The organism is Phenylobacterium sp. (genome assembly GCF_030651755.1).
Taxonomy (GTDB): domain Bacteria; phylum Pseudomonadota; class Alphaproteobacteria; order Caulobacterales; family Caulobacteraceae; genus Phenylobacterium.
Genome location: NZ_JAUSBZ010000048.1, coordinates 109278 through 135443, shown reverse-complemented (window position 1 = coordinate 135443; position 26166 = coordinate 109278). Strand labels below are relative to the sequence as shown.

Here is a 26166-nt window from a genome sequence, read left to right as displayed (position 1 = left end):
AGCGTCGGGCAGAGACTGACGCTCATCCTCGCGTCGAACGCGCGCCCAACGCCCCTGGTCGGCTTCAGTCGCGGAGCAGTTCGTTCACGCTGGTCTTGGACCGGGTCTGGGCGTCGACGGTCTTGACGATCACCGCGCAATAAAGGGACGGACCTGTTCCATGGGGATCGGGCAGGGACCCCGGCACCACCACCGAATAGGCGGGCACTTCGCCACGATAGGTCTGGCCGGTCTTGCGGTCGACGATCTTGGTCGAGGCGGTGATGAACACCCCCATGGACAGGACCGCGCCCTCACGGACGATCACGCCCTCCGCCACCTCGGAGCGGGCCCCGATGAAGCAGCCGTCTTCGACGATGGTCGGATTGGCCTGCAGGGGCTCAAGGACCCCGCCGATGCCGGCGCCGCCAGAAATGTGCACGCCCTTGCCGATCTGGGCGCAGGAGCCGACGGTGGCCCAGGTGTCGACCATGGTCCCTTCGTCCACATAGGCGCCGATGTTCACGAAGGAGGGCATCAGCACCACGTTCTTGCCGATATAGGCGCCGCGGCGGACCACGGCGCCGGGCACGGCGCGGAAACCGGCCTCCTGGAACTGGGGGGCGTCCCAGCCGTCGAACTTGGTGGGGACCTTGTCCCAATAGGGGCCGGGGGGGCCTGCGTGCATCACGCTGTTGGGGTTCAGGCGGAAGGACAGGAGGATCGCCTGCTTGGCCCACTGGCGGACCTCCCACTGGCCGTCGTCGGACCGCTCGGCCACCCGCAGGCGACCCTCGTCCAGCAGGCGCAGGGTCTCGTCCACCGCCGTGCGCACAGGCCCCTTAGTGGCCGTGGAGATCCCATCACGGGCTTCCCAGGCGGCTTCGATCTCGGTCTTGAGGTCGTCAAAGGTCAGAGTGGTCATCGGCGGGTCTCCCTGAGGCGCGCGGTCGCCAGGAACGGCGCCAGCTTTTCGGTGCGATGTTGAACAAAGGGGGCGGGCGAGGCGGCCGCGTGGGCGCCCACCAGCACGGTGGTCATGCCCAGGTCAGCGGCCGGCGCCAGATTGCGCTCGGAGTCCTCGAAAAAGGCCGTGGCGCCGGGCGCCATCCCGTGGGCGTCCAGCATGGCGGTGAAGGCGGCCGGATCCGGCTTCGGCCTGAAGCCAAAGGACTCGATGTGGAAAACGTCGTCGAACAGGTGATGCAGGCCCAGGTGCGAGAGCACCCGCTCGGCATGGATGGCGTCGGCGTTGGTGAAGATCAGCCGCCGGCCGGGCAGGCGCTCCAGGGCGGCCAGCAGGGCGGTGTCATGGGCCAGGACGTGAAGGGACAGGTCGTGGAACAGGGCGTGGAAGTCGGCCGGGTCCACCCCATGGTCGAGCATCAGACCCCGAAGGGTCAGACCGTGCTCTTCCAGATAGCGCTTCTGCAGGGCGTAGGCCTGATCCGTCGGCAGGCCTGTGACCTTGGCCACGAAGGTGGTCATGCGACCCTCAACCTCGCCCATGAAGCCGGACTCGGCCGGATAGAGGGTGTTGTCGAGGTCGAAGAGCCAGGTGTCGATATGGGCGAGATCGGCGCTCATGCGCAGATCAACGTGCCGGCGCCGTGTTCGGAGAACAGCTCCACCAGCATGGCATGGGGTCGGCGACCATCGAGGATCACCACCGCCTGGACGCCGGACTCCACCGCATTGATGGCGGTCTCCAGCTTGGGGATCATGCCGCCGGTGGCGACGCCAGACGCGATCGCCTCCCGGGCCTGGGCCAGGTTCATCTGCCGGATCAGTTCGCCATTGGCGTCGAGCACCCCACGAACGTCGGTGAGCAACAGCATCCGCTTGGCGCGCAGGGCGCCGGCCAGGGCGCCAGCCACGGTGTCGGCGTTGATGTTGTAGGTCTCACCGTCCTTGGAGACGCCGATCGGGGCGATGACCGGCACATAGTCCTCATCGGCATAGATCAGGGCTTCGATCAGCTTGGGGTCGACCTTGGTGGGTTCCCCCACATAGCCAAGGTCGACGGCCTGCTCGATCTGGCTGTCGGGGTCCTTGCGGGTGCGAACAGCCTTTTCGACGGTGATCAGCCGGGCGTCCTTGCCCGACAGGCCCACCCCGCGCACGTCAGCCTCGGCGCCGGCCAGGGTGATCCAATTGGCGATCTCCTTGTTGATGGCGCCCGACAGGACCATCTCGGCGACTTCCATGGTGGCCGCATCGGTGACCCGCAGGCCGTCCACGAAGCTCGACTTGACGCCGGCCTTGTCCAACATCCGCGAAATCTGCGGTCCGCCCCCATGCACCACCACCGGATGGACGCCGAGCATCTTCAAGAGCACCGCATCGGCGGCGAACAGCTTGGCCACGGACTCCTCGCCCATGGCGTGGCCGCCATACTTGATGACCACGGTTTCGCGGTCGTAGTGCTGGATGAAGGGCAGGGCCTCGGCCAGCGTGCGGGCTGTGGCCCAGCCTTCCTCTTCGGGGGTGTCGGTCACTTGGCGGCGGCTCCTGATCCTGGAGCGCCCCGATAGCCGACAGCGGCCTCCATGTCACCCGGCGCCCCGATGTATCGGCAGATTGGGAAAGGGGGCCTAAGGCGCTACGGCGCAGGCGGCGGCGATCTCCGCCCGCAGCTCAGGGAGGCCGGCGCCGGTCTCGGCCGAGGTGGCCAGCACCCGGGGGAAGGCGGCCGGGCGCTTGGCGATGGCGGCCTCGGTCTTCAGCCGGATCGCCTCGACCGCCGCTGGCCGCAGCTTGTCCGCCTTGGTCAGGACGATCTGATAGGAGACCGCCGCCCGGTCGAAGGCGTCCATGGGCTCGCCATCCACCTCTTTCAGGCCGTGGCGGGCGTCGATCAGCAGATAGGCCCGTTTCAGGTTCGGGCGGCCGCGCAGATAGTCGCGGCCCAGGTTCTGGAACTTCTTCACCTCGCTGCGGGAGGCCCGCGCCCAGCCATAGCCCGGCAGGTCGACCAGGCGCAGGCGATCATCCAGGACGAAGAAGTTCACTTCCCGGGTGCGGCCTGGGGCGTTGGAGGCCCGGGCCAGGTGCTTGTGCCCCACCAGGGCGTTGATGAGCGACGACTTGCCCACATTCGAGCGCCCCGCGAAGGCGACCTCCGGTAGGTCCGGGGCCGGCAGGCCGTCCATGGCCACGGCGCCCATCATGAACTCCGCCTTGCGGGCGAACAGGATGCGGGCGGCCTCCAGGGCCTCGTCGTCGAAGAGCGCGTCGGTGTCGCTCACTCGGGGGCCTTCTTGGTCTTGAAGCGGGCGATCAGGCTGTCGATCGGGTTATCGACCTGGAACTTCCGCATGATGATGTACTGCTGGCCGATGGTCAGCACGTTGTTCCAGGTCCAGTAGATCAGCAGGCCCGCGGCGAACGGCGCCATGATGAAGGTGAACATGATCGGCATCAGCTGGAAGAGGCGCTGCTGGATCGGGTCGGTGGCCGGCGGGTTCATCGCCATGGTCAGCCACATGGTGAAGCCATAGAGCAGGGGCAGGACCCCCAGGTGCAGCGGACCGTTCAGGAAGCCGCCGATCAGGGGCGCGGTCGCCGGATTCCACGCAATGGCCCCGAACAGGTTGAAGATGGTCGTCGGGTCCCGGGACGAAAGGTCCTGGATCCAGCCATAGAAGGGGGCGTGCCGCATCTCGATGGTGACGGTCAGCACCTTGTACAGGGCGTAGAAGACCGGGATTTGCAGCAGCATGGGCAGGCAGCCCGTCAGCGGATTGATCTTCTCGGTCTTGTAGAGACCCAAAAGCTCCTGCTGCTGCTTGGCCGGGTCGTCCTTGTATTTCTTGCGCAGCTCCTCGATCTGGGGCTGCACCTTCTTCATCTTGGTGAGCGACTCGTAGCTCTTGTTGGCCAGCGGGAAGAAGACCAGCTTGACCACGACGGTGAGCGCCAGGATGGCCAGACCGATATTGCCCACATGCTGGTAGATGAAGTGCAGGAAGCTGAACAGCGGCCGGGTCAGGAACCAGAAATTGCCCCAGTCCACCGCGGCGTCCAGGCGGGGAATGTTCAGATTGGTCTCATAGGCCTTCAGCACCGGTACGGTCTTGGCGCCGGCGAAGAAGCGGGTGGTTTCTGTGATCTGCCGGCCCGAGGCGATGGTCTTGGGCTGGCCCACATAGTTGGCCTCGAAAATCTCCACGGGGCCGGCGCGGGTGACGCGGAATTCGCCCTTGAGCTGTTCGTCCTGCCCAGGGATCAGGGCCGCGAGCCAGTATTTGTCGGTGATGCCGAGCCAACCGCCCTTGGAGGCGACCTCCGGCCCGCCCTCCTTGGCCCATTTGTTGTACTTCACCAGGCGAAGCTCCTCGCCCAGCCAGCCGACGGCGCCCTCATGGACGATCTGATTCTTGCCGAGGTCGGTCGGAATGCCCTGGCGCTGCACCGAACCGTAGGGGGCGAGCGTCACGGCGCCGGGTCCGGTATTGGCCACCGTATCGGTGATGGTGAACATGTACCGGTCATCGACGGAGATCTGACGGGTGAAGGTCAGGCCCTGGCCGTTGGCGTAGCGCAGGGTCACCGGCGTCTCTGGCGTCAGGGTCGCGCCCTCCACCAGGGTCCAACGGGTGTCCGGCGTCGGCAGGCCAGACAGATTGGCGCCGGTCCAGCCGAACTCGGCGAACCAGGCGAATTCCGCCCCTTCGGGCCGCAGCAACTCCACAGGGTCGGCGCCGCGATCGACGCTGACCTTGTAGTTGTTGAGGAACAGATCATCGATCCGCGCGCCCCGCAGGGCGATGGAGCCGGTGAGCGAAGGCGTCGCCACCGGCGCCCGGGCCGTGCGGGCCACCACGGTGGCGCGGTCAGCCAGCTGGGCGGGGCTGGAGGGCAGGGCGGGGTCGCGGCCCACCGGATTGGTCCCCGGGGCCACAGGGGCCTCTGCGGCGGCCTGACGGGCGGCCTCCTGTTGTCGCCTGGCCGTCGGCTCGATCACCAGGAACTGATAGACCACCAGGACGATGATCGCGCTGACCACGAACATGATCGTGTTGCGGGTGTTGTCATTTTGCATGGAGTCAGCGCGCTCAGGGCGAAGGAGGGGTTGCGGTCGCAGACGGACGCGCCTGCCGGTCGCTTTCGGTCGCGAGGCTTATCAGCGCGCTTTTCACATCGTCAAGCAAACGCGGCCAGGCTCGCGCCGGCGCGCCGCTGCGGGCGATGATCACATAGTCGAATCCAGGTCGCGCCAGGGTGGGTAAAAGCTCATGTGCGGCGGCCCGCATACGCCGCTTGGCGCGGTTGCGGACGACCGCGCCGCCGACCTTGCGGGTGGCCGTGAATCCCACGCGGACCAGCGGGGCTTGGTCCTCCCGGTCCCGGGCCTGGACGACCACAGCGCCCCGGGCGCACGAAAACGCCCGCGCGGCGGCCAGAAAGTCTGGTCGCTTACGCAGGCGCTCGATCTTCAATGGGGCGTCGGTCACGCCGACACCTCAATTCTGCCGCTCAGCTAAGGCCCTTAGGCGCTCAGACGCTTGCGGCCCTTGGCGCGGCGGCGCTGAATGACCTTTTGGCCATTCTTGGTGGCCATGCGCGCGCGGTAGCCGTGACGGCGCTTACGCACGAGTCGCGACGGCTGATATGTCCGCTTCACGTTGTTGGCTCCAGGTCAGAAAAACGAGGCGCGGAGATACGCCACCCACCGGGCCCCGTCAACCGTTCCCCTGCCGAAAAGGGGGATTGGCCTCAATTGGCCAGGGTCAGGACGACCGGTCCGTTACGGGTGGCGACCAGGGTGTGCTCATACTGGACCGCCGGGCGGCCGCCGGTGGGACGCAGGGTCCAGCCGTCGTCCAGCTCGTCCACCCAGTCCTCGCCCAGCGCCAGGAAGGGCTCGATGGTGAAGACCAGGCCCTCGGTGATCCGCCGGCGGTCGTGGGGCTCGTACCAGGTGGGAATGCTCTCCGGGTCCTCATGCAGGGACCGGCCGACCCCGTGGCTGGCGAGGTTGCGGATCAGGCTGTAGCCGTTCTTTTGCGCAAAGCCTTCGATGGACCGGCCAATGGCGTTCAGGGGCGCGCCAGGTCGCACCGCCCGAATTCCGCTCCACATGGCCCGGCGACCATCGCGACAAAGGCGCTCCACCCTGCGCGACACCGGCGGCACGGCGAAGCTGGCGCCGGTGTCGCCATAATATCCGTCAAGCTCGGCCGAGACGTCGATATTCACCAAATCTCCGGCGGCGATCTTCTGCTCGCCTGGGACGCCATGGGCCACGTCCGGCCCCACCGAGATACAGGTGGCGCCGGGAAAGCCGTAGGTGAGTTCCGGGGCGGGTCGGGCGCCGTGGGCCTCCAGCAGGCGGCGACCGACGCCGTCCAGCTCGGCGGTGGTCATGCCGGGCTCCATAGCCTTGCCCATGGCCTCCAGGGTCTGTGCGACCAGCCGGCCGATGGTCCGCAGCTTCTCCAGGTCTTCCTGGCTGCTGATGGTCATAGGGACGCCTTTGGTTGGAGGTCAGAGATCGGGACGAATGACGGCCTTGCCCACCACCTGGCGCAGAGCCAGGCTGTCGAAGGCGGCCCGCCAGTCGGCCAGGGGAAATTCGGCATGGACCCGCGGGGTGACCTGGCCAGCCTCGGCCAGGGCCCAGATCGCCGCCTGGTTCTCACGCCCCTTGTCAGGAAACTGGCGGCCATACTCGCCGGCGCGCACGCCCATCAGGGAGAAGCCCTTGATCAGGGCCAGATTGACCGGCAGCACGGGCCGCCGGCCCGAGGTGAAGCCGATGGACAGGAGCCGGCCATTGAAGGCGATGCAGCGCACGCTTTCGTCAAATACGTCACCGCCCACGGGATCGTAGATGACATCGGCGCCGCGGCCGCCGGTGAGCGCCTTGACCGCCTCACGGAAGCCGCCGGTGACATTGACCGTGGCGCCGGGGCCATAGGCCTCGGCGACCAGGGCCAGCTTCTCGTCCGAGGCCGAGGCGGCGATCACCCTGCACCCCAGGTGTCGGGCCAGGTCGACGGCCGCCAGTCCGACGCCGCCGGCCGCCCCATGCACCAGGACCCACTCGCCGGCCTCCACCTGGGCGCGGCGCACCAGGGAGACATAGGCGGTGAGATAGGCCGTGGCGTATCCCGCCGCCTGACTGAAGGAGAGACGCTCAGGCTTGCGTCTCAGACCCTTGGCCGGGCTCACGGCGAGTTCGGAAAAGCCGCCGATCCGGGCGCCGCCGACGACGGCCTCGCCGATCTGGAAGTCCTCGACGCCCTCGCCGAGGGCCTCGACCTCGCCGGCGATCTCCATGCCCGGGATAAAGGGCAGGGGCGGCTTGTGCTGATACTCGCCGCGGGTCTGCAGCAGGTCGGGGAAGTTCACGGCCGCGGCCCGCACCCGCACCCGCACCTCGCCGGGGCCGGGCGTCGGGGTCTCGACGTCCTTCAGGACGCAGCCGCCATAGTCGGCGGCCAGGGCCTCCACCACCAGGGCGCGCATCAGCGCGGCTCGATTTCGGGCTTGGACTGCGCCTGAGGAAGACCCTTCAGGCCCGACATGATGAGGGCGGTGGAAAAGGCGGTCGCGCCCTCCACATCCACCGGACGGCGGTTCAGCATCTGGTCGCCAACCTCCCGGGCGATGGCGATACAGGCCGCCGCAAGATAGTCGGCGTCGGCCGCCGGGGCGCCCCCCCGGGCGATTTCCTCGACGATGGCCTCCCGGACCTCGTTGAACACCGCCTCCATTTCGGGGGTCTGGCCCTGCACATGCAGGTGCTCCTCAGGAGGCCGGCGGGCCGCCCAACTGCTGTGCTCGTCGGCCAGGAAGGTGAAATAGGCCTGCAGCGCCTGGCGGACAAAACCTCCGAAGTCGGCGTGCTGGCTGCGGATCGCCTTCAGGATCGGACCGAAGCGCCGGGCGCCGTCGTCCGCCAGGGCGGCGAACACCTCCTCCTTCGACTTGAAATAATTGTAGAACGTGCCGGCGGCCAAGCCGGTGCGACGTATGATGTCGCGGACCGTGCAGGGCTCATAGCCCATCTCCCCGAACACCTCGCGAGCGGCGTCCAGTATGGCGGTCCGGTTCTGGACCTTGGTCTTGGCGCGCTTTCCGACCGGAAGAATGGCGAGCTGGGGCATGCGACTCCGTACTCAAAACTGACGGGTGTCATTCTAGGGCCTGGTTTGGCCGAGCGCCACTGATCTGCGGGCGGAGCTTGACCCGGTCCTGGTTTTCATTCCCGCCGTATGGGCCTTGGGCGCCGGAAGCTGGCCTCGGGTCAGACTGGCGGACCGCCCGAGCCTGGTCCGCAGCCCAGGCGACATTGGCCCCAGGCCTGGGCGCATTCGTCTGACGCGTCGCCCGCCAGGCAAAAGTAATAGGTCTGGGCGCAGGACATCCGGCAGGCCGGGGCGTCAGGCGGCGGCGGGGTCGACATCAGGAGGGGGCCTGCAAGGGGGCGCAGGATGAGACCCTCACTCGGGTTTGTGGCCCCAGACGGGTCGCCCGACGCCGGCGCCTCGCCAGACACCGCCTCGCCAGCCCCGCGCAGGCCCAGGGCCGCGGCCCCTGGGCGCTCCAACGATAGCCGGCCGTCGGTCTGGGCTGCGGCGGGCGCAGAAAGACCGGCCAGAACGACCAGGAGCGGGACGAGGGGTGAACGCATGGCCCTACCCTGCCCCCAAGCCGTTAAGACCTGATTAACCACGTTCTTCGCCGGCGGTGTTGCAGGTCCTCACACCGTTCGTTGGGCGCGGTCCTTGTCGTTGGTGGTCTGGATGGCCTTGCGGGCCGCCTGCCACTCCTCGTCGCCCCAGGCGCGCAGTCGAGAGAAGTTGCCGCCAGTGGCCTGCCAGGAGGCGCCGTCGATGGCGATGGTCTGACCGTTTACATAGGCCGAGAGCGGGTGCAGCAGATAGACGGCCAGATTGGCCAGTTCGCGCATGTCGCCGACCCGACCCATGGGATTGCTGCTCATGTCGCCATAGGCGCCGCCGCTCTCCTCGGCCTGGCTGGGATTGAGCCGGGCGCTCATGCCCTCGGTGGGAAAGGGACCCGGCGCGATATTGTTGAAGCGGATGCCATAGGAGCCCCACTCCACCGCCAGGGACTGGCTCATGGCCGCGATGCCGGCCTTGGACATGGCCGAGGGCACCGTGTAGGGGCCGCCGTTCCAGATCCAGGTGACCAGAATGGAGACCACCGAGGCCTTGACGCCCTCGGCGATCCAGCGCTTGCCGCACCCTTGGGTGACGAAGAAGGCGCCGCGGAAGACGATGTTGGAAATGGCGTCGAAACCCCGGGGTGACAGGTCCTCGGTGCGGCTGATGAAATTGCCCGCCGCATTGTTGACCAGGCCGGTCAGAGCGCCGCCATCGGACCAGATGACGTCCAGCATGGCCTCAATGGCTTCGGGCACGCGGATGTCGCAGGCCAGGCCCACGCACTTGCCCCCATGGGCGGCCATCAGCTCGGCGGCTGTGGCCTCCACTACCCCGCCGCGGCGGCCGCAAATATAGACGTCCGCCCCCAGCATCAGGCAGGCCTCGGCCATCACCTTGCCCAGGCCGGTGCCGCCGCCGGTGATCAGGATACGTTCGCCGGCCATCAGACCGGGGCGGAACATCAGGTCGTTCAACTCAAGCTGAGCCATGGCCATTCCCTCTGCGATTTGCAGCCAGGATGCCGCCCCCTGACGCCGCGGAGGTCAAGGGCGCCGGGCCAGCGGTTCTCCAGGGAGAAACGAAAGAAGCGCGCGGGGCGGCCCGCGCGCTTCGGTTCGTTCAGGGGCCGGGACCGGGGTTGCTAGAACTCTTCCCAGCCCTCTTCCTCGGCCTGGGGTCGCATGGCCAGGGCGGTGGCCCCCTGTACGGAGGGTCGCTGGGCGGGGCGTGCATCGGCCCGCGGGGCGGGCCTTGCGGGCGCGGGGGCCGGGCGGGCCGCCGCAGACGCATGGACCGGCGACAACTTGAACCGCGCCACCAGGCGGGAGAGTTCGTGGGCCTCTTCGGCCAGAACCCGGCTGGCGGCGGTGGACTGCTCGACCATGGCGGCGTTCTGCTGAGTGACGTGGTCCATCTCGTTGACCGCGGTGTTGACCTGGGCGAGGCCAAGGGCCTCCTCCTTGGCGGAGGCGGCGATCTCGGACACCAGACTGTTGATCTCGGTCACCTGGGTGACGATCCGTTCCAGAGCCTTGCCGGTCTCCCCCACCAGGCCGACCCCTTGGGCGACCTGCTCGGTGGATGCGCTGATCAGGGCCTTGATCTCCTTGGCGGCCTCGGCTGAGCGCTGAGCCAGAGCCCGCACCTCGGAGGCGACCACGGCGAAGCCGCGGCCGGCGTCGCCCGCCCGGGCGGCCTCGACGCCGGCGTTGAGGGCCAGGAGGTTGGTCTGGAAGGCGATCTCGTCGATGACGCCGATGATCTGGCTGATCTGGGCCGAGGAGTGCTCGATCTGGCCCATGGCCGAGACGGCCCGGCGGACCACCTCGCCGGAGCGCTCGGCGTCGGCGCGGGCCGAGGTCACGGCCTCGCGGCCCTGGTCGGCGCCGCTGGAGGTCTTCTGAACCGTGGCGGTGATCTCATCGAGGGCCGCGGCGGTCTCTTCCAGGGTTGCGGCCTGATGCTCGGTGCGCCGGGACAGGTCGTCGGCGCCGCTGGAAATTTCCGTCGCGCCTGAGTTGATGGACAGGGTGGTGGACGCAATCGCCCCCATGACCTCTTCCAGCTTGGCCACCGCGGCGTTGAAGTCGTCGCGGAGCTTCTGATACTCGCCGGGGAAGCTCTGCTCCAGCCGGTAGGTGAGGTCGCCATCGGCCAGACGATCCATGGCCATGGCCAGGGCTCCCACGACCTGGGCCTGTTCCTCGGCCACGGCCGCCGCGGCCTCGGCGCTCTGGCGCCGGGTCTCCTCAGCGCCCTGACGGGTGGCTTCCTGCTCTTCGCGCAGGCGCTCCATCTGGATCTGGTTGTCACGGAAGACGGTGAGGGAGCGCACGATGGCGCCCAGCTCGTCCTTGCGCGCCAGTTCGTCCAGCTTGACCTCGTTGTCGCCCCGCGACAGCCGCTCGGTGGCGCTGGCGATCCGTTGAACCGCCCGGCGCATGGTCAGCACCGAGCTGAGAGCCAGGGCGCCGGCGGCCAGCAAGGTCACCAGGACGACGATGATGGTGAGGTTTCGAGACATTCCGGCGCGAGCTTCGCTGGCGGCGGCCCGCTGATCGGTGGAGGCCTGGGTGGCTGCGACAATGCCGGCCAGATTGACCGTCATCTCCTTGTACTGTTCTTCAAAGGGCGCGGCGAAGCTGGCGGCGGTGGCGAAGTCGACGCCGATCATCGCCAGGATGACGTCCAGGCCGTCCCGGGTCTCCTTCAGGTCGGCGATGAGGGTGTCGAAGGCGGCGAACTGATCTTCCGGGGCTGTGGTCTTGGCGGTCTCGACCTCGGCGGCGAGGGCGTCGACCTCGGCCAGCATGGCCTGGCCGCGGCCCTCGATGGCCTCCAGCTCGAGGCCGGCGGCCTGCTGAGCCAGAAGGTAATAGAGTTCGCCATGGACGTTGTTGATCCGCTCGGAGACCCGCTGGATCCGCAAGCTGTTGGGCATGTCTGTGTGGACGACCTGCCTGAGCGTCTGGGTCTGGGCCTGTTGCATGACGATCGTACCGACCGCCAGCGCCGCCAGCATGATCAGGGCGAAGGCCGGCGCGAAGCCGATCTTCACGATCAGTGGTAAATCTACGAGCCGAAACCGCATCTGACGCCCCATCCCCGTTACCCATGCCCCAAGCCGCGTGGCCAGGGCATGATGAATCGGAGTTGCTAACAGTTCATAACCGTGAGTTGAGCCTGGGCGGCGGCTCGTCGCCGGGGCGGTCCCCTATATGGAGCACCAGCAAGTCGAAAGCCTGCTGCGCGAGGTAGATAAACATAGTTTATTTGCGTTTACCGTTCTTTTCTTGCGTGGATTAGACAATTTTAACCTGAATCCCTGATGGTGCTCTCACTTCCGGTCTAGAAGGAGTGGGTAGGTGAAAAAGATCATCGCAGTGGGTGGGGGCGTCCTCATCAGCCTCGTACTGACGTCTGCAACAGCGGCGTCCTCGTTTGAACAAAGCATGGCCCGTTGTATCGCCAAGCACGCCAATATGCGTGACGCGGCGACGGTCATGCTGGAATGCAATGCTGACGGCGGCAAGCTGTCGGACTGCAAGGTCCTGCAGGACAGTGCTGCGGGTAAGGGCTTCGACAAGGCCGCGCTTTGCGTCGCCGAGGTCTTGCCCATGGGTTCCAAGACGGGCCAGGTTAAGGTCCCGATGCGGTTCCCCGGCAGCTGAGCCCAAGGCTCAGTTACACGCGAGAATTCGTATTCTTGACGATCCGACGCCTCCGCGGTCCGCCGCGGAGGCGTCTTTCGTTGGCCACCGTTCAGGCGGGCGACTCTGGTCCAAGGCGCGCCATCAAGGCCTGGGCCGCCGCGGGCGCCCGCACCTTGCCCTCACTGATGAAGAAGGCGAACACCTCCCGCTCCCCTGGAGAGAGGGCGTGATCGCTGACCCGCGGCAATTCGTCAGGCGTCCCGCCGCGGGCATAGATGGCCAGCCGCCGCGCCCATTGGTCCAGGGCGGCTGGGGCGTATCCCGTCTCGATCCCGTCGGCGCCCATCATCAGCCGGGCATAAACGAAGTCCGCCGTCGCATCGGCGATGAGAGGAAACTCAGCATGTTCGGTCAGGCAGACCGCCACATTGCGCGCCCGGCACATGTCCAGAAAGACCTCGTCGGCGAAGCTCCCGTGCCGAACCTCGACGGCGTGGCGCAGGGGCCGCCCCCCGAGCTGGTCGGGCAGCAGGTCCAGGAATCCCTCGAAGTCATCGGGATCAAACCGCTTGGTCGCCATGAACTGCCATAGGATCGGTCCCAGACGGTCGCCCAGTTCCATCAGGCCCTGGTTCAGAAACTTGGCGACGGACTCACCGCCGTCCCGCAGCACCTTGCGGTTGGTGCAGAAGCGCGACGCCTTCACCGTAAAGATGAAGCCCTCGGGGGTGGCCACCGCCCACTTGGCGAAGCTCTCGGGCTTCTGGCCGGAATAGTAGGTGGAGTTGATCTCGATGACCGGCAGGCGTGCGCTGGCATAGGCCAGTTCGTCGGCCTGGCGCAGCCCCTTGGGATAGAAGACGCCCCGCCAGGGCTCGAAGGTCCATCCTCCGATCCCAACCCGGACCTGACCGCCCATCGCTTTTCACTCCTTGCGAGCGCGCCGCCCTCAATTGGGGGTTGTCTCAACCCTAGCGCCGGCCCATTTATCGCGCCAGCTTTCAGGCGGCTGGCCAGACGCCGGCGCAGGTCGAAAGCGGTTTGTATCGACCTTGCAATCTCGCCGTCGCAGACCTGTGGTCTGGAACCCGGCGCAGTCGGAACCTGAAGCTGAGCTATGATGACGTCCGATTCGCGGCGGAGGCCACCAAAGACTGCCATGCGTCTGTCGACCGCCTTCGCCCTGCTCGCCGGCTTGACCCTGAGCGCCTGCGCCACACCCCGTGACGCGCAGATCGCCCTGCCGGAGGCCTTTCCCCTGGCGGCGGAAGCCTCGTCGGGTCAGACGATCGACCAATGGTGGCTGGCTTTCGACGATCCAGAACTCACCGCCCTGGTGGAAGAGGCCCTGGCCCGTAGCCCGGACGCGCAGAGCGCGGCGTCCCGCCTGCGTGAGGCCCGCCTGACGGCCAGCAGCGCCCTTACCGCCTTCCTGCCCCAGGGGCAGTTGACGGGGTCAGCCCGCCGGACCGAGACTGAACAGATCGACGGGCAGGAAATCTCGATTCCGGGGCTCTCCACCTCGGGGACCACTGAGGCCTACCAGGCGAACTTCAACGTCAGCTGGGAGCTGGACCTGTTTGGGCGGTTTTTCGCCGCCCGGCGCGCCGCCCGGGGCGACACCGCCGCCGCCCGTTTCGCCTATGAAGGCGCCCGGGCGAGCCTGGCCGCCAATGTCGCCGACGCCTATTTCCAGGCCCGGGGCCTGGCCATCCAGTTGGACGACGCCCGGGAGAGCGCCCGCATCCAACGCTCGCTCTACGATGTGGCTGATCGCCGGGTGGAGCTGGGCCTCGCCGCGCGTCTGGACTCCGACCGGGTGGCCGGTGAACTCGCCCAGGCCGAGAGTCAGGTTCAGGGGCTGCAGGCCGAACTGCAGGCTCAGCAGCGCACCCTGCTGGTCCTGGTCGGTCGCGGGACCGCACCGCTGGACGGCGTTTCAACCCCGCCCCTGACCACGCCCCCACCGCCGGTTCCCGCCACTCTGCCGGGGGAGCTGCTGGCCAGGCGCCCTGATGTCCGCGAAGCCGAGGCGCGGGTGCGCTCGGCCGCCGGACGGCTGACCTATGCTCAGCTCGCCTTCTTCCCCACCTTCACCCTGACCCCGGGCCTGGGGATTTCGCGCAACGATCAGCCTGGCTACTCGGCCACCACCCAGAACTGGAGCATCGGCGCGGGGGTCTCCCAGCCGGTGTTGAACATCCCGCGGCTCATGCTGGACCTCAAAGCTCAGGACGCCCGCACCGAACAGGCGGTGATCGCCTATGAGAAGGTGGTCCAGACCGCCTACGCCGAGGCGGAGAGCGCGCTGGTTCGCCTCGCCGCCGACCGGCGAAGGGTGGATCTCCTGTCCGACGGGGCGGTGCGCGCCGAGCGGGCCTATGAGTCCGCGCGGCTGGGCTATGACGCGGGGCTTACCGATCTGAACACCGCCCTGGGCGCCGAACAGATCTGGCGCGCCACCCGCGCCCAACACACCGGCGCCCTGGTTCAGGCCCAGCGCCGCGCGGTACAGGCCTACAAGGCCCTGGGCGGCGGCTGGCCGTCCCAGAGCCTCCCCCCCAACACCCAGGCCCGCTGAGGCGGACGGCATGATGCAGATCAAGACTTCTCCGACGGCCCGTCGTGGCGCCCCCGCCCTGGCCGTGTTGATGGCCAGCCTCCTGGGCCTGGCCGCCTGTAGCGAAGACGCCCCTCGGGAGACGGCGGAACAGCAGGCCCGGGCCGTGACGGTCGTGCCGGTGGAGGCGCGCGCCATCACCGGTTCAGTCACCGCTTCTGGTCCCCTCGTTCCTCGGGAAGAGGCCGCCGTCAGCGCCGAGGTCGCCGGATATCGGGTCGCCCGGGTCCTGGTCGAGCCCGGCGCCTATGTCCGCCGCGGTCAGACCCTGGCGGTGTTGGACGGGGCGCTTCTCCAGTCTCAACTGCAACAGCAGGAAGCCGCCCTGGCCCAGGCCGAGGTGCAGGCCCAGCAGGCCGAGAGCCAGGCCGCCCGGGTCGCCGGGCTGGAAGATCAGGGCGTGCTGTCCAACGAACAGATCGAGCAGCGCCAGTTCCAGGCCCGCAGCGCCCGGGCTCAGGCCCGCGCCCAGGCCGCTGGTCTCGCCGACCTCCGGGCCCGCCAGGCGCGACTGTCGGTGAGCGCGCCGGTGGCCGGTCTGGTCCTGCAGCGCAATGTTCGCCCCGGCGACCAGTCCGGCGCCGGAACCACGCCCTGGTTCGTCATCGCCCGGGATGGGCTGATTGAGCTACAGGCCGAGGTGTCGGAGGCTGATCTCGCCCGGATCGGCGTCGGCCAATCGGTTCAGGTCACTCTGCAGAACGGCGAGACCGTCCTTGGCCAGGTTCGCCTGGTCAGCCCGCAGGTGAGCGCTCAGACCCAGCTGGGGACTGTCTGGATCAGCCTGCCCAGTCGCGCCGCGATCCGGGCCGGCGGCTTCGCCAGCGCGGCCTTCGAGGGGGCTGGCGCCGCCTCCCGGACCGTGCCCGAGACCGCCCTGCGCTATGACGGCGACGGCGCCAGCGTCATGGTGGTCGGCGAGGACAATCGGGTGAAGCGGGTGGCGGTGTCCACCGGCGCCCGCGGCGGCGGCCTTGTGGAACTCGTGCGGGGTCCGGCCGCTGGGGCCATGGTGGTCGAGAGCGCCGGCTCCTTCCTGCTTGAGAACGACCTCGTCCGGCCTGTCCGCAAGGGCGCCGAGGGCGCGCCCACCGCGCCGGCGCCGAAGGCCAAGACCGAGCCCGCGAAATGAATCCTGACCGCCCCCTAGGCCTCTCCACCTGGGCCATCCGCAATCCGGTTCCGGTGGCGGTGCTGTTTGTCGCCCTGACCCTGGCGGGGCTGATTTCCTATGGGAATCTGCCGGTCAAGCTGTACCCCAACGTTCAGTTCCCCGCCGTCTCGGTGAGCGTCACCCAGAGCGGCGCTGCGCCGGGCGAGATGGAGACGCAGATCACCCGGCCCATTGAGGACGCCCTGGCGGGCATCCCCAATGTCAAAAACATCTATTCCACGGTGACCCAGGGGGTCTCGGTCACCAGCGTCGAGTTCGAGCTTGGCGAGGACCTGCAGAAGGCCACTGACGACGTCCGTTCGCGCATCGACCAGACTCGCGCCGTCCTGCCCCGGGAGATCGACGAGCCCACCGTCCAGCGGATCGAGCTCGATTCCCAGCCGATCATGACCTACGCCGTCGCCGCCCCGGCCATGTCGGATGTGGAACTGTCCTGGTTTGTGGACGACACCCTGGGCCGGACCCTGCAGGCCAAGAACGGCGTCGCTCAGGTCGCCCGGGTCGGCGGGGTGACCCGAGAGATCAATGTGGTCCTCGATCCCGACCGGCTGGCCGCCCGCGGCCTCACCGCGGTCCAGGTGAACAACGCCCTGCGCAGCTTTGACCTGGACGCCCCCGGCGGCCGGGTCACGATTGGCGGCCAGGAGCAGAATCTGCGGGTCCTGGGGGCGGTCGGCAATGTCGAGGCGCTGCGCGACCTCACCATCCCCACCGGGCAGGGGGGCTATGTCCGTCTGTCCGACATCGCCGACGTGGGCGACGGCGCGTCTGAGCCCCGGGGCTTTGCCCGCCTGAACGGCCAGCCGGTGGTCGGCTTCATGGTCATGAAGACCCGGGACTCCAGCGACGTCGCGGTCGAGGACGGCGTGCTCGAGGGCCTGGCCGAGCTGGAGGCGCAGCACGAAGGCGTCTCATTCACCAAGATCTTCTCGTCGGTGGACGAGACCCGCGCCAGCTTCCACGCCACTCAGAACGTCCTTCTGGAAGGCATGGGCCTGGCCGCCCTGGTGGTCTTTGTCTTCCTGCGGAACTGGCGATCAACGGCCATTGCGGCGGTCGCCATGCCCCTGTCGATGATCCCGACCTTCTTCGTGATGGACCTGCTGGGCTTTTCACTCAACATCGTCACCCTGCTGGGTCTGACCCTGGTGGTGGGCATCCTGGTGGATGACGCCATCGTCGAGGTCGAGAATATCGAGAAACGGATCGTCTCGGGCATGCGGCCTTTCCAGGCCGCCCTTGAGGGCGCCGACGCCATCGGCCTGGCGGTGGTCGCCACCACAGCCTCCATCGTGGTGGTCTTCATGCCGGTCTCCTTCATGGGCGGCATGGCGGGACAGTTCTTCCGGGAGTTCGGCATCACGGTTTCGGTGGCCGTCACCTTCTCCCTCCTGGTGGCGCGCCTGCTGACGCCCCTGATGGCGGCCTATCTGCTGAAGCCCGCCGCAGCGCCCCATCCGCGCAAGCCGTTCAAGGGCTTCTACCGCGACGTCCTGGAATGGGCGCTGGATCACCGCATTCTCGCCTGTATCGCGGGCGGCGTGCTGTTCGTGGCCTCTCTCGCCCTGATCCCCCTGCTGCCCAAAGGCTTCCAGCCGGCGGGCGACCCCGACTATCTCTATGTGAACGTCCAGGGACCTCCCGGGGCCACCGCCGATCATATGGAAGGGGTGGTGCGCAACATCACCCAGACCTTCGCCGGGCGCCCGGAGGTCACCAACATCTTCGCCCAGATCGGCTCCACCGTGGTCGCCCAAGGACCCGGCGGCGGCGGCGGGGGGGGCAGCGATCTGCGCAGCGGTACGGTCACCGTGCTGCTCAATGAGAGCCGCAACCTGACCGGCGCGGAAATCCGCCGCGAAATGCGCGAAGCCCTGCGGGAGATACCCGACGCCCGGGTGACCTTCCTCGATGGCCAGGGGCAGGCGGGTCTTCAAATCGTCCTGACAAGCGAGAACCCCGACGCCCTGCGAGCGGCGGCCCTCGAACTTGAGTGGCAGATGCGCGATGTGCCCGAGATCGCCGAGCCCCGGCCTTCGGTGCCTCCCACTGGGCCGGAGTTGATCATCCGACCCCGGGCCGCCGAGGCTGCGCGGCTGGGGGTCAGCGCCGAGCAGATCGCCACCGTGGCCCGGGTGGCGACGGTGGGCGATATCGACGCCAATGTCGCCAAGATGACCATTGAAGAGCGGAGGCTGCCGATCCGCCTGCGCCTGCCGGCCGAGGCGCGGACAGACCTGGAGGCGATCCGCTCCCTGCGTATTCCCACCGCCACCGGCGGCGTCACCACCCTGGGCGCCGTGGCCGATGTGGAGTTCCAGGCCGGCCCGGCCCGGATTGAACGCCTGAACCGAAGCCGCCAGCTCACCGTCCAGGCCGAGCTGAATGGGGTCGAGCTCGGCGACGCCAATCAGAAGGTCCAGGCCCTGCCGATCATGCGGAACCTCCCCGAGGGGGTCGCCCCCGCCGAGACGGGTCAGCTTGAGGCCATGCAGGAGCTGTTTGGCGCCATGGGTCTGGCCATCTTCACCGGCGTCTCAATGATCTTTGCGGTGCTGGTGCTGCTGTTCCGGAGCTTCTTCAAGCCGCTGGTCATTCTTTCGGCCCTGCCCCTGGCGGTGGGGGGCGCCTTCCTGGGCCTGCTCGCCTTCCAGCTCTCCCTGTCGATCCCATCGATGATCGGCTTCCTGATGCTGCTTGGCCTTGCGGCCAAGAATTCGATCCTGCTGGTGGAGTACGCCATTGAGCGCGAGCGCGAAGGCATGGCTCAGCGGGAGGCCCTGATCGAGGCCTGCCGCGAACGGGCCAGGCCCATCGTCATGACCACCGTGGCCATGGCCGCCGGCATGCTGCCCACGGCGCTCGCCCTGGAAAAGGGTGCGGAGTTCCGCCAGCCCATGGCTGTGGCGGTGATCGGCGGCCTGATCACCTCGACCATCCTGTCGCTGGTGCTGGTGCCGGTGGTCTATGAGTTCGTCGACGATTTCGAGCGCTGGCTGAAGCCTCGCCTGGGCCGCCTGATCACGCCTCGGGAAGCGCCGGGCCCCGCCGTGCCGGACGACCGGCTCTAGATTTCGCCGCCGATCACCCGGGCGAACTGGTCTGGATCGACATTGCCGCCGGACAGGACCAGGGCCACGGTCTTGCCGCCAAAGGTGTTGACCTTACCAGCCAGCAGGGCGGCGAGCGCCGCAGCGCCCCCCGGCTCGACCACCAGCTTCAGGGTCGAGAAGGCGTAGCGCATGGCCGCGGTGACCTCCGGGTCGCTGACCACGGCCACATCGGCCACCGTTTGTTGCAGGATCGGGAAGGTCAGCACGCCGGGAAAGGGAGATTCCAGGGCGTCGCACAGGGATCGGCCCGTGGGCTTGAACACCTTGCGTTCGCCGGCCTGCAGGGACTTCAGCGTGTCGTCGAAACCTTCCGGCTCGACGCCGACCATGGCGGTGTCGGGACTCAGCCCCTTGACCGCCGTCGCCAGCCCGGCCAGCAGGCCGCCGCCGCTGATCGGGGCGACGACCACATCGAGCGCCGCGCCCATGGCCCGCGCCTGGGCCACCAGCTCCAGGCCCACCGTACCCTGGCCAGCGATGATGTCTGGGTCGTCGAAGGCGGGCACGACCACCGAGCCCCGCGCCTCGGCGATCTCCGCGGCGATGGCCTCTCGGCTGTCGGTCAGCCGGTCGTAGAAACGGATCTCAGCGCCATAGGCCTGGGTGGCGGCCACCTTCACCCCGGGCGCGTCCTTGGGCATGACGATGAGGGCGGAAATCCCCAGCATCTGCGCGGCGAGCGCCACCCCTTGGGCGTGATTGCCCGAGGAGAAGGCCACCACGCCGCGGGTCCGGCCTTCAGCCGACAGCTGAACCAGCCGATTGTAAGCCCCGCGGAACTTGAAGGCGCCGACCCGCTGCAGGGTCTCGGCCTTGAGCAGGACTCGCAGGCCCATGCGTTCGTTGAGGGCCGGGCTTTCGATCAGGGGCGTCTCGATGGCGTGGCCCCGGATGCGTTCAGCCGCCGCCTGAATATCCGCCAGGGTCACGCTCATTTGGCGAAGACCATGGCGTCGTCAGCAAAGGCCTTGAACTCGAGGGCGTTGCCGGACGGATCCAGGAAGAACAGCGTCGCCTGTTCGCCCGCCTGACCCTTGAAGCGGATCTGCGGCTCAATGATGAACCGTGTGCCCGCCGCCGTCAGCCGGTCCGCCAGATCCTGCCAGGCCTTAAGGGTCAGGATGACGCCGAAATGGCGCACGGGCACCTGCTCGCCATCCACGGCGCTGGTCTGATGGTGGCCGACCTCATCGGGCGCCAGATGGGCGACGATCTGGTGGCCGTAGAAGTCGAAATCGATCCAGTCCGGGCTGGAGCGCCCCTCGGCGCAGCCCAACAGCTCACCATAAAAGGCGCGGGCTTCGGCCAGGTCGCGGACGGGAAAGGCGAGGTGGAAGCGCGGTCGGGTCATGAAATCTGATTAGCTCGCGTTCGTCCGACGCGCGATGGTTTTAAGCTTGGCGGCGCCGTGCTTATCTGTCGGCGACCCATAGCGGTGGGTTGGGGGCGAATCATAATGCGCAAGCTTGCTGCGGCGGCCGGGGCGGCCGTCCTCATGGCTGGAATCGGGGGCGCCTCCGTGGCGCGGTCCGCTGAACTGCTGGTGGGCGCTTTCGCCCATGACGTCACCTTCATCGGCGAGGCGATCGGATCAGGGGCGCCGGGTCGCGAAGAGGGAGTCGACCTGCACCTTGGCCTGCGCACCGAGCCCATCGCCTATCTTTTCGGCGGCCCGCAACTCCACGTCTTCGTGTCGATCAATAGCGAGTCCACCAGCAATTTTGTGGCCGCTGGAGTCTCCTGGCCCATCGCCCTGACCGAGCGGCTCTATGTCCGTCCTGGCCTTGGCCTGGCCTATACTGACGGTGAGGCGGGCCTGCCGCCGGTCAATGCGCCGGGGCTGACCCCAGCCGAGATCGCCAGACGCCTGGAACTCTACAACACCCGCATCGACTTTGGCTCGCAGGTGCTGTTTCAGCCTGAACTGTCTCTCGGCTATGAGCTCACCTCACGGCTGGCCGCCGAGCTGTCCTGGGTTCACATCTCCAACGCCCAGATTTTCCACCAGGGAAAGAACCAGGGCCTTGACGCGGCCGGCGTGCGACTGATTTACAGCTTCTGACCGGCCCCCGCCTCAACGGCGTCTGACCGCCGGTTCCACAATCGATCACATCCTCTCGCCGAGCCCTGTCGAAGGGCGGGACGGATCCGCCCGGCAGGCGGAAGGATCGTATCTCAATGGCCAATGTGACGGTGATCGGCGCCCAGTGGGGCGACGAGGGCAAGGGTAAGGTCATCGACTGGCTGGCCAACCGCGCCGACGTGGTGGTCCGCTTTCAGGGCGGCAACAACGCCGGCCACACCATCGTGGTGGGGAACAAGACCTATAAGCTGTCCCTGCTGCCCTCCGGCGTCATCCAGGGCAAGCTGTCGATCATCGGCAATGGGGTGGTGGTCGATCCCTGGTCCCTGCTGGACGAGATCACCCGCGCCCAGGGCCAGGGCCTGGGCATCAATCCCGACAATCTGATCCTGGCGGAGAACGCCACCCTGGTCCTGCCGCTGCACCGGGACCTGGACGGCGCCCGCGAGGCCCGGGCCGGCGCCGGCAAGATCGGCACCACCGGCCGCGGCATCGGCCCGGCCTATGAGGACAAGGTGGGGCGCCGCGCCATCCGCTTCGCCGACCTGGCCGATCCCGAGGCCCTGGAGGTGAAGATCGAGCGCCTGCTCGCTCACCACGGCGCCCTGCGCGCCGGGCTCGGCCTGCCTGAGGCCCGCCCCGACGAAATCCTCGCCCAGCTGCTGGAGCTGGCCCCGAAGATCCTGCCCTATGTGAAACCCGCCTGGCGCATCCTCGGCGACGCCATCAAGGCGGGTCAGCGGGTGCTGTTTGAAGGCGCCCAGGCGACCCTGCTGGATGTGGACCATGGCACCTATCCCTATGTCACCTCCTCCAACACCGTGGCGGGCCAGGCGGCGGCCGGCGCCGGCGTGGGGCCGACGGCGGGCGGCTATGTGCTCGGCATCCTCAAGGCCTACACCACCCGGGTGGGGGAGGGGCCCTTCCCCACCGAGCTGAACGACGAGACCGGCCGGCTGCTGGGCGAGCGGGGCCATGAGTTCGGCACCGTCACCGGGCGGCCCCGCCGCTGCGGCTGGTTCGATGCGGTCCTGGTGCGCCAGTCCATCGCCGTGGGCGGCGTCCAGGGTGCGGTCCTGACCAAGCTCGACATCCTTGACGGCTTCGAGACCCTGAAGGTCTGCGTCGGCTACCGCCTGCGCGGCGAGACCATCGACTACCTGCCCGCCGGCCTGCGCGATCAGGCGGCCATCGAGCCCATCTATGAGGAGATGGAGGGCTGGAGCGAGAGCACCCGCGGCGCCCGCTCCTGGAAGGACCTGCCGGCCAATGCGATCAAATATGTGCGGCGGATCGAGGAGCTGATCGGAGCCCCTGCCGTGCTCTTGTCCACCAGCCCTGACCGGGACGATATCATCATGATGCTCGACCCATTCCAGGGCTGAATTTGGGTGCGGCGTAAGCGCTTCTTTACGGGCTCCTGCCAGGGTGACCTCATTGGGAGCGCCCGTCCGTGTTCAATGATGACCGTAAGCTGATCGACCGTATGGCGCCCGCGCTGCAGCGGGTGCTGGTCATTGACCCTTCCCCTGCTGGCGGGCGCATGCTGGCCGATCTCATGCGCAGCCTGACTCACTGCCAGGTCTGGGTGGCGCCTTCGGCCGGCAAGGGCATGGAGCTGCTCAAGGGCGTCGATCCGCAGATCATCTTCATCGAACACGCCGAGGGGGGCGGGGTCGACGGCATCGAATTCACCCGCCGTCTGCGGCGAAGTGAGGCCAATTGCCGGCAGGCGCCGGTGATCATGATCCTGGGCCAACCCACGGCGGCGGCCGTGCTCGGCGCCCGGGACGCCGGGGTGCATGAATTCCTGCGCAAGCCCTTCACCACCGGCGACCTGCTCAAACGCCTGGCCGCCGTCGCCCTGCGGCCCCGGGACTGGGTTGAGGCTGTGACCTATGTCGGCCCCGACCGGCGGCGGTTCAACTCCGGCGACTATGCCGGGGCGCTGAAGCGCCGGTCAGATTCCCGGGCCACCCCTGAGCGCAGCCGGGTGTCCCAGGCCATCAAGATCCTCAAATCGGCCGCCGGGGCGCTGGAGACCGATCCCGCCCAGGCCATGCGCGCCATGAAGGCGCAGGGAACCGACCTGCAGTCGGTGGCGGTCAAGATGGGCGATATGAAGTTGGCGGGGGCCGCGGCGGATTTGCAGCGCTACCTGGCCACCGTGGTCGACGCCCGACGTCTCGACCCGGCGCAGGTCGCCTTTCACGTCGCCGCCTTGGCCGTTTTCGCGCCGGAAGAGGACGGCGGCCGCAAGCGGGTGGCCTGAACCTCTGCCGCTGCGTCCTGGGGGTGGAGGCCGGTTGCACGGTCGCCAGGCCCGCCAACCTTGGAACCCAGAGTGCGAATTTAACTCGCGTTATGGTTGCGACGCGAAAACTTCATGAAATTGTCGCGGCGCCGGGAAGCTCGCTGTCGCCTTCGCCGGTAATCACCCCCGTGCTGGAGGGGTATCCATGTTGGACGCCGGCCGCCAGCGGGGGAGCATAACCGCTATGTCGACGTCATATTTCGCCACCGCCAGCCTGACCGCCCTGTTGTTGGTTGCGGGAACCGCCCATGCGGCCGACGACACGCCAGCGACCGTCGAAGAAATCACTGTCATCGCCAATGACCGGGCCGGGCTGATCGAACGTCAGCCGACCAATACGGTTCTGGGGATCGACAAGCCTCTGATCGAGACCGCCCGCTCGGCGAGCTTCGCCAGCGACCTGACGCTGCAGCGCTACGGGATCGAGACGGTCGATGATCTGGTCGCCGTCTCTCCGGGCACATTCACCGCCAGCTTCTACAATGTTCCGGGGTCCGTGGCGGTGCGCGGCACCCTGGCCGAGGTCTATTTCCGGGGGTTCAAGCGCATCGAGAACCGCGGCACCTATCCGACCCTGCTCAGCGCGGTCCAGCAGGTGGAGATCGTTCGCGGTCCCCCGACGGCCTTCAACGGCCCCGGCAAGGTCGGCGGCTTCCTGAACTTCGTCCCCAAGACGGCCCAGGTGGAGGGCGCCTATCTGACCGCGCCCACGGGGCAGGTCGAGGTGACGGTCGGCAGCTATGACAAGAAGAACCTCAGCGCCCAGGTCGGCCTGCCGGCCAGCTTCGGCGCGGTGGAGGGCGGGGTCTACCTCTATGGTGAGGTCGAGGACTCCGGCAGCTTCTATCGGGGGATCACCCCCAAGCACCAGCTGCTGCAGCTCTCCTCCGACTTCTCGACCCCTGAGGGCTATTTCGTGTCTTTCGGCGGCATGTACTACAATTCCGAGGGCTATGTTCAGACCCCGGGCTGGAACCGCCTGACCCAGGACCTGGTGGACAACCAGAACTATATCCGCGGTCGCGACACGACGATCGTCGACCTCGATGGCAATGGCCGCCTGACCCCCAATGAGATCGGCGCCTCCCTGACACGGGGCTATTTCGGCGGCGCAGCGCCTTCGATCGACCCCCGGTTCACCCTCGACACCGGCCTTGGCGTCTCCAAGATCACCGCCCGGGACGTCTTCATCTCCGACCGCGACTTCTCCGACACCGAGACCCAGACCTACTATCTGGATGTCGGACGTCGGTTTGGGCCCGACCATGTGGTCAAGGGCCAGCTGTTCTATGACCAGCTGAAGAACCAGCGCTTCGTGTCCTACGGTTTTCCCGCCGACTACGACACCTGGGTCGCCGAGGCGCGCCTGACCTACAATGGCGAGTTCGCGAGCGCCGATCGCAATCTGGTGCTGAACACGGTGTCGGGGCTGTCCTGGAGGACCTTCGAGGGGGAGCGCAAGGAGAGCACCGCCTTCATCGCCCTGGACCGTCGCGACATCCTCACGGGCGCAACGCCCAACGACATTTTCGATGACCCCTTCTCGCAGGAGCCGGGCGGCATTGGCCTGCCGTGGAACCTGCACAACAAGTCCAAATGGCACGACCGGGGCGCCTTCGCCGTCGCCGACCTCACCATCTATGACCGCCTGAACCTGGTCCTCAGCGGCCGACTGGACGACTACAGCGTCAAGTCCCAGGACGTCGGCTCCCAGGCCTCGGTCGCCAACCGCCTCGGCCAGAAGGACGCCAGTGGCAAGGGGACCTACAGCCTCAGCGCAAGCTACAAGGCGCCCTTCGGCCTGATGCCCTATGTGACCTACGCCGAAACCGCCGCGCTGGAAGTCAGCCAAGCGGGCGATATCAACCCTGGCCAGGTGCCGAACGGCTCGTGGATTTCGGACTCCGACCTGCGCGAGCTTGGTCTGAAGGGCCAATGGCTGGACGGCGCGCTGGTGGCTTCCCTGTCGGCCTACCGCCAGACCCGCACCCGACTGAACTCGGTGAACAATACGGTGGTCGGCCACAGGTCCAAGGGGCTGGAGCTGGAAGCCCGCTGGGTGGTCAACCGCAATCTCAGCCTGAGTGTCAACGGCAACAACCAGCAGACCATCGTCAAGGGTCCCAACACCGGCTTCTATTATATCCCGGCCTTCGCCGCGAGGACGCCGGGAGAGCTGGGCTTTGGCGGCGGCTACGCCGTCTTCTCCTATGCGACCTTCCCCTCCCGGGCCGTGGATTATGAAGAGACGACGGTCCCTGACACCGTGGCCAGCATCTACGCCACCTACACCTCTGACGAAATGAGCTGGGGGCAGGCGGGCCTGACCGGCGGTGTGAAATATGTGGGCGAGACCTCCGGCACGGTCCCTGGCGCGGTGGTCTATCCGGAGCACACGACCATGACGGCCTCGGCCTACTATGCCCGGGGTCCCTGGATGGCGCGTCTGAACATAGATAACCTGTTCGACAAGCTCTACTTTACGCCGGTGGCCGACGTTTACGCCAATGTCGCAGTGCTGCCGAGCGTGGGCCGGCAGTGGCGGCTGACGGTTCAGCGCAGCTTCTAAGGCCCAGGGACACGAAAACGGC

At 67.6% G+C, this 26166-nt stretch carries 24 protein-coding genes; 8 read left to right on the top strand and 16 right to left on the bottom strand.

The features are described from left to right. Positions 1 to 64: 64 nt before the first annotated feature. The 13 genes from dapD to Q7V15_RS05075 form a co-directional block, all read right to left on the bottom strand. Positions 65 to 904, bottom strand: coding sequence for a 2,3,4,5-tetrahydropyridine-2,6-dicarboxylate N-succinyltransferase (gene dapD / locus Q7V15_RS05135; RefSeq protein ID WP_304754324.1), 840 nt, complete (start codon positions 902 to 904; stop codon positions 65 to 67). Further along, the gene (locus Q7V15_RS05130) at positions 901 to 1566 is read right to left on the bottom strand and encodes a pyrimidine 5'-nucleotidase (RefSeq protein ID WP_304754322.1); all 666 of its coding nucleotides are present in this window, start codon (positions 1564 to 1566) and stop codon (positions 901 to 903) included. Before Q7V15_RS05130 ends, dapD begins: the two co-directional genes overlap by 4 nt. Further along, a complete protein-coding gene (gene argB / locus Q7V15_RS05125) occupies positions 1563 to 2477 on the bottom strand; it encodes an acetylglutamate kinase (protein ID WP_304754321.1) in 915 nt (304 codons plus the stop codon). Before argB ends, Q7V15_RS05130 begins: the two co-directional genes overlap by 4 nt. Positions 2478 to 2573: 96 nt before the next feature. Beyond that, a complete protein-coding gene (yihA, locus tag Q7V15_RS05120; RefSeq protein WP_304754320.1) occupies positions 2574 to 3227 on the bottom strand; it encodes a ribosome biogenesis GTP-binding protein YihA/YsxC in 654 nt (217 codons plus the stop codon). Next, the gene (gene yidC / locus Q7V15_RS05115) at positions 3224 to 5023 is read right to left on the bottom strand and encodes a membrane protein insertase YidC (protein ID WP_304754318.1); all 1800 of its coding nucleotides are present in this window, start codon (positions 5021 to 5023) and stop codon (positions 3224 to 3226) included. Before yidC ends, yihA begins: the two co-directional genes overlap by 4 nt. A 13-nt stretch (positions 5024 to 5036) precedes the next feature. After that, positions 5037 to 5435 (bottom strand): ribonuclease P protein component, encoded by a 399-nt coding sequence (rnpA, locus tag Q7V15_RS05110; protein ID WP_304754316.1) that lies wholly within the window; start codon positions 5433 to 5435, stop codon positions 5037 to 5039. A 35-nt stretch (positions 5436 to 5470) separates the two neighbouring features. Then, complete coding sequence (rpmH, locus tag Q7V15_RS05105; protein ID WP_293317463.1) at positions 5471 to 5605, bottom strand: 50S ribosomal protein L34; 135 nt, start codon at positions 5603 to 5605, stop codon at positions 5471 to 5473. A 92-nt stretch (positions 5606 to 5697) separates the two neighbouring features. Then, positions 5698 to 6447 (bottom strand): type I methionyl aminopeptidase, encoded by a 750-nt coding sequence (gene map, locus Q7V15_RS05100; protein ID WP_304754315.1) that lies wholly within the window; start codon positions 6445 to 6447, stop codon positions 5698 to 5700. A gap of 21 nt (positions 6448 to 6468) precedes the next feature. Then, entirely contained in the window at positions 6469 to 7452 is a 984-nt protein-coding gene (locus Q7V15_RS05095; protein ID WP_304754313.1) for an NADPH:quinone oxidoreductase family protein, read from the bottom strand. After that, the gene (locus tag Q7V15_RS05090; RefSeq protein WP_304754312.1) at positions 7452 to 8093 is read right to left on the bottom strand and encodes a TetR/AcrR family transcriptional regulator; all 642 of its coding nucleotides are present in this window, start codon (positions 8091 to 8093) and stop codon (positions 7452 to 7454) included. The genes Q7V15_RS05095 and Q7V15_RS05090 overlap by 1 nt, the downstream gene beginning before the upstream one ends. A gap of 140 nt (positions 8094 to 8233) precedes the next feature. Continuing rightward, positions 8234 to 8620: a hypothetical protein gene (locus Q7V15_RS05085; protein ID WP_304754310.1), complete on the bottom strand. Its 387-nt coding sequence runs from the start codon at positions 8618 to 8620 to the stop codon at positions 8234 to 8236. A gap of 69 nt (positions 8621 to 8689) precedes the next feature. Further along, positions 8690 to 9607 carry an SDR family oxidoreductase gene (locus tag Q7V15_RS05080; RefSeq protein ID WP_304754308.1) on the bottom strand — a complete coding sequence of 306 codons (918 nt, stop codon included), beginning with the start codon at positions 9605 to 9607 and terminating at the stop codon, positions 8690 to 8692. 152 nt (positions 9608 to 9759) lie between these two features. After that, the gene (locus Q7V15_RS05075; protein WP_304754306.1) at positions 9760 to 11709 is read right to left on the bottom strand and encodes a methyl-accepting chemotaxis protein; all 1950 of its coding nucleotides are present in this window, start codon (positions 11707 to 11709) and stop codon (positions 9760 to 9762) included. Between the two features lie 292 nt (positions 11710 to 12001). Between Q7V15_RS05075 and Q7V15_RS05070 the strand changes: the two genes are divergently transcribed. Continuing rightward, a complete protein-coding gene (locus Q7V15_RS05070) occupies positions 12002 to 12289 on the top strand; it encodes a hypothetical protein (protein ID WP_370689769.1) in 288 nt (95 codons plus the stop codon). A gap of 91 nt (positions 12290 to 12380) precedes the next feature. On the opposite strand, the gene Q7V15_RS05065 is transcribed toward Q7V15_RS05070, so the two are convergent. Beyond that, the gene (locus Q7V15_RS05065; RefSeq protein ID WP_304754305.1) at positions 12381 to 13190 is read right to left on the bottom strand and encodes a DUF72 domain-containing protein; all 810 of its coding nucleotides are present in this window, start codon (positions 13188 to 13190) and stop codon (positions 12381 to 12383) included. 240 nt (positions 13191 to 13430) lie between these two features. On the opposite strand from Q7V15_RS05065, the gene Q7V15_RS05060 reads away from it, so the two are divergent. The 3 genes from Q7V15_RS05060 to Q7V15_RS05050 are packed head-to-tail and all read left to right on the top strand — an operon-like array spanning position 13431 to position 19136. After that, a complete protein-coding gene (locus Q7V15_RS05060) occupies positions 13431 to 14852 on the top strand; it encodes an efflux transporter outer membrane subunit (RefSeq protein ID WP_304754303.1) in 1422 nt (473 codons plus the stop codon). Positions 14853 to 14862: 10 nt separating this feature from the next. Continuing rightward, positions 14863 to 16023 carry an efflux RND transporter periplasmic adaptor subunit gene (locus Q7V15_RS05055; protein WP_304754302.1) on the top strand — a complete coding sequence of 387 codons (1161 nt, stop codon included), beginning with the start codon at positions 14863 to 14865 and terminating at the stop codon, positions 16021 to 16023. Then, on the top strand, positions 16020 to 19136 hold the full coding sequence (locus Q7V15_RS05050; RefSeq protein WP_304754300.1) for an efflux RND transporter permease subunit: 3117 nt from the start codon (positions 16020 to 16022) through the stop codon (positions 19134 to 19136). The genes Q7V15_RS05055 and Q7V15_RS05050 overlap by 4 nt, the downstream gene beginning before the upstream one ends. On the opposite strand, the gene Q7V15_RS05045 is transcribed toward Q7V15_RS05050, so the two are convergent. Next, on the bottom strand, positions 19133 to 20113 hold the full coding sequence (locus Q7V15_RS05045; RefSeq protein WP_304754298.1) for a threonine/serine dehydratase: 981 nt from the start codon (positions 20111 to 20113) through the stop codon (positions 19133 to 19135). The two genes, Q7V15_RS05050 and Q7V15_RS05045, sit on opposite strands and share 4 nt — an antisense overlap. Next, a complete protein-coding gene (locus Q7V15_RS05040) occupies positions 20110 to 20529 on the bottom strand; it encodes a VOC family protein (protein ID WP_304754296.1) in 420 nt (139 codons plus the stop codon). Before Q7V15_RS05040 ends, Q7V15_RS05045 begins: the two co-directional genes overlap by 4 nt. A gap of 105 nt (positions 20530 to 20634) precedes the next feature. Between Q7V15_RS05040 and Q7V15_RS05035 the strand changes: the two genes are divergently transcribed. From Q7V15_RS05035 to Q7V15_RS05020, 4 genes are all read left to right on the top strand, one after another. Beyond that, complete coding sequence (locus Q7V15_RS05035) at positions 20635 to 21240, top strand: acyloxyacyl hydrolase (protein WP_304754295.1); 606 nt, start codon at positions 20635 to 20637, stop codon at positions 21238 to 21240. Positions 21241 to 21356: 116 nt separating this feature from the next. Further along, positions 21357 to 22646, top strand: coding sequence for an adenylosuccinate synthase (locus Q7V15_RS05030; RefSeq protein WP_370689768.1), 1290 nt, complete (start codon positions 21357 to 21359; stop codon positions 22644 to 22646). A 68-nt stretch (positions 22647 to 22714) separates the two neighbouring features. Beyond that, entirely contained in the window at positions 22715 to 23533 is an 819-nt protein-coding gene (locus Q7V15_RS05025; protein WP_304754293.1) for a response regulator, read from the top strand. Positions 23534 to 23759: 226 nt separating this feature from the next. Continuing rightward, entirely contained in the window at positions 23760 to 26144 is a 2385-nt protein-coding gene (locus Q7V15_RS05020; RefSeq protein WP_304754291.1) for a TonB-dependent siderophore receptor, read from the top strand. The last annotated feature ends 22 nt before the right edge of the window (positions 26145 to 26166 follow it).

Bases quoted from the DNA above. Each gene is read 5' to 3' on its own strand.
- dapD (WP_304754324.1), bottom strand. From the start codon at position 904: ATGACCACTCTGACCTTTGACGACCTCAAGACCGAGATCGAAGCCGCC.
- Q7V15_RS05130 (WP_304754322.1), bottom strand. From the start codon at position 1,566: ATGAGCGCCGATCTCGCCCATATCGACACCTGGCTCTTCGACCTCGAC.
- yidC (WP_304754318.1), bottom strand. From the start codon at position 5,023: ATGCAAAATGACAACACCCGCAACACGATCATGTTCGTGGTCAGCGCG.
- map (WP_304754315.1), bottom strand. From the start codon at position 6,447: ATGACCATCAGCAGCCAGGAAGACCTGGAGAAGCTGCGGACCATCGGC.
- Q7V15_RS05095 (WP_304754313.1), bottom strand. From the start codon at position 7,452: ATGCGCGCCCTGGTGGTGGAGGCCCTGGCCGCCGACTATGGCGGCTGC.
- Q7V15_RS05090 (WP_304754312.1), bottom strand. From the start codon at position 8,093: ATGCCCCAGCTCGCCATTCTTCCGGTCGGAAAGCGCGCCAAGACCAAG.
- Q7V15_RS05085 (WP_304754310.1), bottom strand. From the start codon at position 8,620: ATGCGTTCACCCCTCGTCCCGCTCCTGGTCGTTCTGGCCGGTCTTTCT.
- Q7V15_RS05080 (WP_304754308.1), bottom strand. From the start codon at position 9,607: ATGGCTCAGCTTGAGTTGAACGACCTGATGTTCCGCCCCGGTCTGATG.
- Q7V15_RS05075 (WP_304754306.1), bottom strand. From the start codon at position 11,709: ATGCGGTTTCGGCTCGTAGATTTACCACTGATCGTGAAGATCGGCTTC.
- Q7V15_RS05065 (WP_304754305.1), bottom strand. From the start codon at position 13,190: ATGGGCGGTCAGGTCCGGGTTGGGATCGGAGGATGGACCTTCGAGCCC.
- Q7V15_RS05060 (WP_304754303.1), top strand. From the start codon at position 13,431: ATGCGTCTGTCGACCGCCTTCGCCCTGCTCGCCGGCTTGACCCTGAGC.
- Q7V15_RS05055 (WP_304754302.1), top strand. From the start codon at position 14,863: ATGATGCAGATCAAGACTTCTCCGACGGCCCGTCGTGGCGCCCCCGCC.
- Q7V15_RS05050 (WP_304754300.1), top strand. From the start codon at position 16,020: ATGAATCCTGACCGCCCCCTAGGCCTCTCCACCTGGGCCATCCGCAAT.
- Q7V15_RS05045 (WP_304754298.1), bottom strand. From the start codon at position 20,113: ATGAGCGTGACCCTGGCGGATATTCAGGCGGCGGCTGAACGCATCCGG.
- Q7V15_RS05040 (WP_304754296.1), bottom strand. From the start codon at position 20,529: ATGACCCGACCGCGCTTCCACCTCGCCTTTCCCGTCCGCGACCTGGCC.
- Q7V15_RS05035 (WP_304754295.1), top strand. From the start codon at position 20,635: ATGCGCAAGCTTGCTGCGGCGGCCGGGGCGGCCGTCCTCATGGCTGGA.
- Q7V15_RS05030 (WP_370689768.1), top strand. From the start codon at position 21,357: ATGGCCAATGTGACGGTGATCGGCGCCCAGTGGGGCGACGAGGGCAAG.
- Q7V15_RS05020 (WP_304754291.1), top strand. From the start codon at position 23,760: ATGTCGACGTCATATTTCGCCACCGCCAGCCTGACCGCCCTGTTGTTG.